The organism is Mesorhizobium sp. M7A.F.Ca.US.002.01.1.1 (assembly GCF_004022955.1).
Classification (GTDB): Bacteria; Pseudomonadota; Alphaproteobacteria; order Rhizobiales; family Rhizobiaceae; genus Mesorhizobium; species Mesorhizobium ciceri.
This window is the reverse complement of record NZ_RZQE01000271.1, coordinates 1-8,065: the sequence shown is the minus strand read 5'-3', so window position 1 is coordinate 8,065 and position 8,065 is coordinate 1. Positions and strand designations below refer to the sequence as shown.

The 8,065-nt window shown below is 62.7% G+C and carries 5 protein-coding genes; 3 read left to right on the top strand and 2 right to left on the bottom strand.

Annotated elements, in window-relative coordinates; translation table 11 throughout:
* Nucleotides 1–175: 175 nt before the first annotated feature.
* The gene (locus EN932_RS22965; RefSeq protein WP_013531266.1) at nt 176–2,524 is read right to left on the bottom strand and encodes a xanthine dehydrogenase family protein molybdopterin-binding subunit; all 2,349 of its coding nucleotides are present in this window, start codon (nt 2,522–2,524) and stop codon (nt 176–178) included.
* 113 nt (nt 2,525–2,637) lie between these two features.
* On the bottom strand, nt 2,638–3,135 hold the full coding sequence (locus EN932_RS22960) for a (2Fe-2S)-binding protein (RefSeq protein WP_013531265.1): 498 nt from the start codon (nt 3,133–3,135) through the stop codon (nt 2,638–2,640).
* A gap of 263 nt (nt 3,136–3,398) precedes the next feature.
* Here EN932_RS22960 and EN932_RS22955 point away from each other — a divergent pair, with 263 nt between their 5' ends.
* The 3 genes from EN932_RS22955 to EN932_RS22945 all read left to right on the top strand — a co-directional run.
* The gene (locus EN932_RS22955; RefSeq protein WP_164753910.1) at nt 3,399–4,583 is read left to right on the top strand and encodes an FIST signal transduction protein; all 1,185 of its coding nucleotides are present in this window, start codon (nt 3,399–3,401) and stop codon (nt 4,581–4,583) included.
* A 14-nt stretch (nt 4,584–4,597) separates the two neighbouring features.
* On the top strand, nt 4,598–5,938 hold the full coding sequence (locus EN932_RS22950; RefSeq protein WP_013531263.1) for a hybrid sensor histidine kinase/response regulator: 1,341 nt from the start codon (nt 4,598–4,600) through the stop codon (nt 5,936–5,938).
* Between the two features lie 99 nt (nt 5,939–6,037).
* On the top strand, nt 6,038–8,065 hold a 2,028-nt coding region (locus tag EN932_RS22945; protein WP_164890582.1), incomplete at its 3' end, for an RHS repeat protein.

Genomic DNA, 8,065 nt, shown 5'->3' with positions numbered 1-8,065 from the left:
GTCTTGACCAGCTTGGCAGCATCGGCGACCGAGGCGGCGCGGTGATAGTTGACTGCGTACATGGAATTCTCCCTTGGGTGAATGGGCGAATAGGGAGTAGCGAATAGCGAATAGGATCTATCCAGTCGCACCGCCTTCTCTTCCCTATTCGCTACTCCCTATTCGCTATTCGCTTTCAGTGTTTCGTCGCGCGGATCGCGGCCCAGACGGTGGACGGCGAAGCCGGCATGGCAAGATCGTTGCTGCCGATGGCGTCGGTGAGGGCGTTGATCACCGCCGGCGGCGAGCCGATGGCGCCGGCCTCGCCGCAGCCCTTGATCCCCAACGGATTGCCCGGGCATGGCGTGTTCGAGGTCGAGACCTTGAACGACGGCAGATCGCCGGCGCGCGGCATGGTGTAGTCCATGTAGCTCGCGGTCAAAAGCTGGCCGCTATTGTCATAATGGGCGCCTTCGAGCAGCGCCTGGCCGATGCCTTGCGCCAGCCCGCCATGCACCTGGCCCTCGACGATCATCGGGTTGATGATGTTGCCGAAATCGTCGGCAGCGACGAACTGGACGATCTCGGTGACGCCGGTTTCCGGGTCGACCTCGACCTCGCAGATATAGCAGCCCGCCGGGAAGGTGAAATTCGACGGATCGTAGAACGCCGTCTCCTTCAGCCCGGGCTCCATGCCGCCCGGCAGGTTGTGGGCAGTGTAGGCGGCCAGCGCCATCTGGAACCACGGCACGTTCTTGTCGGTGCCGGCGACCTTCAGCGCGCCATTCTCGATGACGATGTCGCCTTCGTCGGCTTCGAGCAGGTGTGCCGCGATCTTCTTGGCCTTGGCCTCGACCTTGTCGAGGGCCTTGACGATGGCCGACATGCCGACTGCACCCGAGCGCGAGCCATAGGTGCCCATGCCCATCTGCACCTTGTCGGTGTCGCCATGCACGATCGAGACCGAATCGAGCGGCACGCCGAAGCGCTCGTTGACCAGTTGCGCGAAGGTCGTCTCATGGCCCTGGCCGTGGCTGTGCGAGCCAGTCAGCACCTCGATCGTGCCGACCGCGTTGACGCGCACTTCCGCTGATTCCCAAAGGCCGACACCGGCGCCGAGCGAGCCGACGGCAGCAGACGGCGCGATGCCGCAGGCTTCGATGTAGCAGCTCATGCCAATGCCGCGCAGCAGCCCCTTCTTGGCGGCGGCGGCCTTGCGCTTGGCAAAGCCGGCATAATCCGACGCCTTCATTGCCGCATCGAGCGAAGCGGCATAGTCGCCGGCGTCATAGCACATGATGACCGGCGTCTGATGCGGAAACGCTGTGACGAAGTTCTTGCGCCGCAGCTCGGCCGGCGAGACGCCGAACTGGCGGGCCGCCGTCTCCATCATGCGCTCCATGACGAAGGTCGCTTCCGGCCGCCCTGCCCCGCGATACGCATCGACGGGCGCGGTGTTGGTATAGATCGCCTTCACATTGGCATGGATGGCCGGGATATTGTACTGGCCCGACAGCAGCGTCGCATAGAGGTAGGTCGGCGTCGCCGACGAAAACAGCGACATATAGGCGCCGAGATTGGCCTGGGTTTCGACCTTCAGGCCGAGGATCCTGTGGTCCTTGTCGAAGGCCATTTCAGCATGGGTGTGATGGTCGCGGCCATGCGCGTCGGTCAGAAAACTCTCGGTCCGGTCAGCCACCCATTTGACCGGCACCCCGGTCTTCTTCGACGCCCACAGGCAGACGATCTCTTCGGGATAGATGTAGATCTTCGAGCCGAAACCGCCGCCGACATCGGGCGCAATCACGCGCAGCTTGTTTTCCGGCGCGACATTGTAGAAGGCGCTCATCACCAGCCGCGCCACATGCGGGTTCTGCGAGGTCGTCCAGCAGGTGTAGTGATCCTCGGCCTTGTCGTAATGGCCAAGTGCGGCGCGCGGCTCCATGGCGTTAGGCACCAGCCGGTTGTTGATGATGTCCATCTTGACCACATGGGCTGCCTTCCCGAAGGCCGCTTCCGTGTCGTCGGCATTGCCGATGTCCCAGTCGAAGATCAGATTGTTGTCCGCTTCGGGGTGGATCTGCGGCGCACCCTTGTCCATCGCCTTGGAGGCGTCGACGACGGCCTTCAACTCCTTGTAGGTGATCTCGACCGCCTCGGCGGCGTCACGCGCTTGCCCCTTGGTCTCGGCGACGACAATGACGACGGCGTCACCGACATAACGGACCCGGTCGAAGGCGAGTGGCGACCATGCCCCCATCTTCATCGGCGAGCCGTCCTTGGAGTGGATCATCCAGCCGCAGATGAGATTGCCGATGCCATCGGCCTTGAGTTCCTTGCCGGTCAGCACGCCGATGACGCCGGGCATGCCTTGGGCCTTCTTCACATCGATCTTCTTGATCTGCGCATGCGCGTGCGGACTGCGCACGAAGGCGGCGTGCTTCATGCCGGGAACCACCATGTCGTCGACATAGCGGCCGGCGCCCGTGATGAATCGTTTGTCTTCCTTGCGCGCGACCCGAGCGCCAACACCTTCAATGCCCATCAGAAATTCCTCCCGAGATTGTAGGGGAGTAGGTGAGTAGGGCAGTACGGCAGTAGGGAAAAATTGGCTCCGATTCCCTACTGCCCTACTGCCTTATTGCCCTACTGCCTCGTTCAAGCCGCTTGTTTCGCCTTACCCTTCGACCCCTTCATCGTCGTCGATGCGGCGAGGATCGCCTTGACGATGTTGTGGTAGCCGGTGCAGCGGCAGATGTTGCCGTCGAGCTCGGCACGCACCGTCGCCTCGTCGAGCCCTTCGGGGTGGCGGCCGATCATGTCGGTCGCCGTCATGATCATGCCCGGCGTGCAGAAGCCGCACTGCAGCCCGTGATGTTCCTTGAAGGCGGCCTGCACCGGATGCAGGTCGGCGCCATTTGCCAGGCCCTCGATCGTCAACACGGTCGAGCCGGAGGCCTGCACCGCGAGCATCGTACAGGATTTGACCGCCTTGCCGTCGACGTGGACGACGCAGGCACCGCATTGCGAGGTGTCGCAACCGACATGCGTGCCGGTAAGGCCGAGATTTTCCCGCAGGAAGTGAACCAGAAGTGTTCGGTCCTCGGCAGCACCGCTGACCCGCTTTCCGTTCACCATCAACGAAACGTCCGACATGGTCCCTCCCTGGGTATCAACCTTGGTCATCACGTTGCCAACGCGGCGTTGGCGCATCGGCCATGCGTTATTGGTACACCGCACATCGGACAAAAAACAGCACGTCGCAAACGCGGCACATTGTACTTTCGGTCATGGCCGCGCCCAAACATGCGGTGCCGGTGGCCCCATTGCCAAACCGCCGATTGAAGGCAACAATGTCGGTCGACGCCCGCGCGCCAGAAGCATTTAAAACAGCCGCGCACAAAAAAGCGTCGGAGGAAATGCGGAGAACATCGCTGGCCAATTCACAGACGCGCTATGCATGCGGCCTGTCGGCGCTCACCACGGACGAGCCCGACATGGAGGCGTTCGCCAGGGCGATCGCACTGGAAGCAGCCGCCATCGACGCGGGCTTTGCCCTGCTGTTCTTTTCCCAGAGCCTGGTCGAAGCCAGCGCCCTTTCCCAGGCGCTCATGACCCACGCGCCGGCGCTCCACCACGCCGGCTGCTCGACTGCCGGCGAGATCACGCCGCAAGGTCTCGAGGATGGTCATGTGCTGGCCATGCTGCTTCCGTCCACCGCGTTTACCGCCGTCAGCGTGATGGTCGAAAATCTGTCCTCGTCGGGTATGGACAGGATCACCGGCGAGGTCGAGACCCTGCGGCGATCGCTGCGCGCGCGCCTCGGTTGCGATCGGACCAAAGGCACTTTCGCGCTCTGCTTCATCGACGGGCTCTCCTATGCCGAAGAAGCGGTGAGTTCAGCCATCCACTGGGGTCTCGATGACATTCCGCTGCTTGGCGGCTCCGCCGGCGACGATCTGAAATTCGAGACGACGCGCCTGATCTCGAACGGCAAGGTCACCTCCGACAGCGCCATCATCGTGCTGATATCGACCGAAATTCCCTTCCATGTCTTCAAGACCGACAATTTCGTTCCCACCGATGAGAAACTGGTGGTGACGGCTTCCGATCCAGATCACCGCATCGTGCGCGAGTTCAACGCCACCAATGCGGCGCAGGAATACGCCGCGTCCGTCGGTATCGTCGCGCAGATGCTGACGCCACTGAGCTTCGCCTCGCATCCCGTGGTGGTGAAGGTGGGCGGACAATATTATTGCCGGTCGATCCAGAAGATGCATGCCGACGGCTCGCTGTCGTTCTTCTGCGCCATAGACGATGGCGTCGTGCTGTCGATCGCTCAGCCCAAGGACATGGTGGAATCGACGCGCGCCGCCCTGCGCGACGTCGAGGAGAGGCTTGGCGGCATCGACATGATCCTCGGCTTCGACTGCGTGCTGCGCCGGCTGGACGCACGCAATCGGCAGGTGTTTCGCGAGATCTCGGAACTCTACCGGGTCAACAATGTCATCGGCTTCGGCACCTATGGCGAACAGTACCGGTCGATGCATCTGAACCAGACTTTCACCGGCATCGCCTTCGGCGAGCGCCAGGCGGCGGAATAGGACGGCGCAACAAGATGCCGCTGAGGGACATAAACGATCTTGAAAAGCTGAAGAAGATCAACGCGGCACTGGTCAGCCGCGTCGAGCGCTCGATGGACCAGCAAGGCAACGCCTTTTCGCTGTTCCAGACCACGATCTCGCTGGAAAACCGGGTGCGTACACGTACCGAGGAACTTCACTCGACCTTGCGGCGGCTGGAGCAGTCGAACATTGACCTCAGTGCCGCCAAGGAAAACGCCGAACTTGCGAACCTGTCAAAAACCCGTTTCCTCGCCGCTGCCAGTCACGACGTGCTGCAGCCGCTGAATGCCGCCCACCTTTCGGTTTCGGCGCTCGCCGAAGTTCAGACCAGCGACGAGGGCAAGAAACTGGTGCGGCAGGTCGAGCGCTCGCTGGAGACGATGGAGGACCTGCTGCGAACCCTGCTCGACATCTCCAAGCTCGATGCCGGCGTGGTGCAGCCCGACATAAGCGACGTCAGCCTGGAGGCGCTGTTCTCGTCGCTCCGCTCGGATTTCCTGCCGGTGGCGGAGATGAAAGGCCTGTCGCTGAAATTCCGGCCGGTCCATGCCGTGGTCCGCTCCGACCGCACGCTGCTGCGCCGTATCCTGCAGAACATTCTCTCCAACGCGCTGGGCTATACACGCTCGGGCGGCGTGCTTGTCGGCACCAGGCATCGCGGCGACACCATCCGCATCGACGTCGCCGACACGGGCTGCGGCATTCCCGACGACCAGCGCGAGGCGGTGTTCGAGGAGTTCCACCGCGGCACCTCGCCGGCCAATGCCGAACTGGACGGTGGCGGTCTCGGGCTCGGGCTCGCCATCGTGCGCCGCATGGCCAGCGCGCTCGGCCATCCCGTGACATTCTCGTCGAAGGTCGGACGCGGCACGATCTTCCACATCGATGTACCCGTCGGCATCGGTGCGCCAGCCGATGCCATCGCCAGCGTTGCCGATATGGAACGGCCGCGCGGCTATGGCCTGTTCGGCACCAAGGTGCTGCTGGTCGAGAACGATATCGAAGTGCTGCAGGCCATGACCTTCCTCCTCGAACGCTGGCAATGCCTGGTGCGGGCCGCGACCTCGACCGACGATGCGCTAGACATGCTTGGCGACACCGACTGGGTGCCCGACATCGTCATTGCCGACCAGCATCTCGACGGCGGCGATCTCGGCACCACGACCATCGCCGAAGTCCGCGACTATCTCGGCCGCGCCGTGCCGGCGCTGATCGTCACCGCCGACAGTTCGGAAGCCGTCGCCAAGGCCGCCCGCTCCGGCGGCATCGAACTGATGCGCAAGCCGCTGAAGCCGGCCCAACTAAGGGCGCTGCTGGCGCATTTGCTGGCCTGATCACTTCTCACGCGCTATTCCGATCGTCTTGAAAGGAGCGCGTCCTCCCGCGGACAGGTCGCCGACGCGCGCTTTGTTTCGACCGCCACCTACAATGCCGTGTGCGGCCTGCCGGCAACGAAGACAGACCCGAATGGTCTCGTCAAAACCTTTACCTATGACGCCTTCTGCCGGCCCTATCAGGTCTCTCAGAGCGTCACCGGCGCCTATGCCAAGACGCGCTTCGAGAACGAGGGCAATCCGGCGACACAGGCGCTGGTCAAGTACACCCCGCTGCCCAATGGCGCGAGTGGGGGCGCCGGCGAGGATTTTACCCGCTCCTTCTATGACGGGCTTGGCCGGGTCTATCGCGTGGAAACCCCCGGAGAGACGGCGGCCAGTGCAAGACGCATTGCCGAGACCGACTACGATCTTCGCGGCAATGTGCTGCGTACCGCCTTCCCGAGGTTCGTCGGTGAGACGGCACAGTGGACCACCAACAGCTACGACTGGGCCGACCGGTTGACAAAGACGATCAATCCGGATGCCAGCCAGCGCAGCTATCTGCACGACATCGCGACCGCAACCGGCACACCCACCCCCCGACTTTACGGGGTGACGCTGACCGATGAGCTCGGGCATTTGACCAGAACTCCATCGACGACACGCGGTGACATTGCCGGCATCATTCGCGACGTCGGTGGCCTCAATCTGCCGGAGAGCCGCAGCTACGATCTGCTCGGTCGGCTGATCGGCGTCACCGATCCTGGCGGTTCGACCTGGACCTACACTTACGACATGCTCGGCAATCGGCTGTCGGCGTCGGACGCCGATCTGGGCACCTGGACCTATGTCTATGACACCGCCAACCGGCTGGTCAGCCAGACCGACGCCAGGGGCACGGTCACCACGCTCGCCTACGACCAGATGGACCGGCTGACCCTGAAGACGGCAACCGCGCCTGGCGGCAGCCCGGTGACGCTGACCCAAAACACCTATGACCAGGCGGCGTCAGGCTATTACAACATCGGCCAAGTGACCCGCTCGGAAAACGCCGCCGCCGTCCAGCTCTACAATTATGACGGTCTCGGCAAAATCGCCCGTCAGGATGCCACGATCGCGGGGATCACCCATACTACGTTCAACGTTCACGACGGCTCCGGCCAAACGCTTCGCAACCAGTACTTTCCAGTGCAGCTCGACTTCGGCACGCCGATAGCGCACTTGCAATACACCGCCGGCAAAAAGCTCTATTCGGCGCCCGGCTTCATCACCTCGACGATCTACGAGGCTGATGGCCAGACCAAGGAGATCACCTACGCCAATGGCGTAAAAACGTCCTTCACCTACTCGCCGACGCGGCGCTGGCTGACGCGGATAACCACCACGCTCGGCGCCGGGACAGTAATGGATCGCCAGTTTACCCGTGACAGCCTCGGCCGAATTACCGACATCGCTGGAACCTCGGCCACGGGTCCGAACAGCTGGCACTATGTCTATGACAATGCCGACCGGCTGATCTCTGCCGACAATCTCGGCGACAACACGCTGGACGAAACCTTCGTCTATGCCGCCAACGACAACATGATTTCGCGCACGCGTGTGGCCGGCACTTATGTCTATCCCTCGGCGAACGCTGCTCGTCCGCATGCGCCTATCACGGTCGGCGCCAATGCGATGGCCTATGACGCCAATGGCAATCTGACCTCCGACGGCAGCCGCACGCTGGTCTGGGACGAGGCCAACCGGCTGAAAACGGTCACGCGCGCCTCCAGCACCGTCAATCTCGCCTATGGACCGGACGGGGCGCGAGCGAAAAAATCATCGAGCTTCGCCACGACGCTTTATCCCGACGCCAATGTCGAGATCAATCCGGCGATACCGGGTGGAGAAATCTACACCCGCTATCCGCATCCCGACATCAAGGTCGTCGGCACGACCAAATACTTCCTGCACCGCGAACACCTCGCCTCGGTGCGCATGGTCACCGACATGTCGGGCAACACCGTCGAAAGCAACAGCTACGCCACCTATGGCGAAAGCCTCAACACCGGCTTCCAGACGCAGAAGAACTACATCGGCGAACGCTTCGATCCCGAGACCGGCCTGCTGTATCTCAATGCACGATACATGGATCCGGTGCTGGGG

Coding starts and splice junctions, on each gene's coding strand:
- EN932_RS22965 (WP_013531266.1), bottom strand. CDS start 2,524: ATGGGCATTGAAGGTGTTGGCGCTCGGGTCGCGCGCAAGGAAGACAAA.
- EN932_RS22950 (WP_013531263.1), top strand. CDS start 4,598: ATGCCGCTGAGGGACATAAACGATCTTGAAAAGCTGAAGAAGATCAAC.
- EN932_RS22960 (WP_013531265.1), bottom strand. CDS start 3,135: ATGTCGGACGTTTCGTTGATGGTGAACGGAAAGCGGGTCAGCGGTGCT.
- EN932_RS22955 (WP_164753910.1), top strand. CDS start 3,399: ATGCGGAGAACATCGCTGGCCAATTCACAGACGCGCTATGCATGCGGC.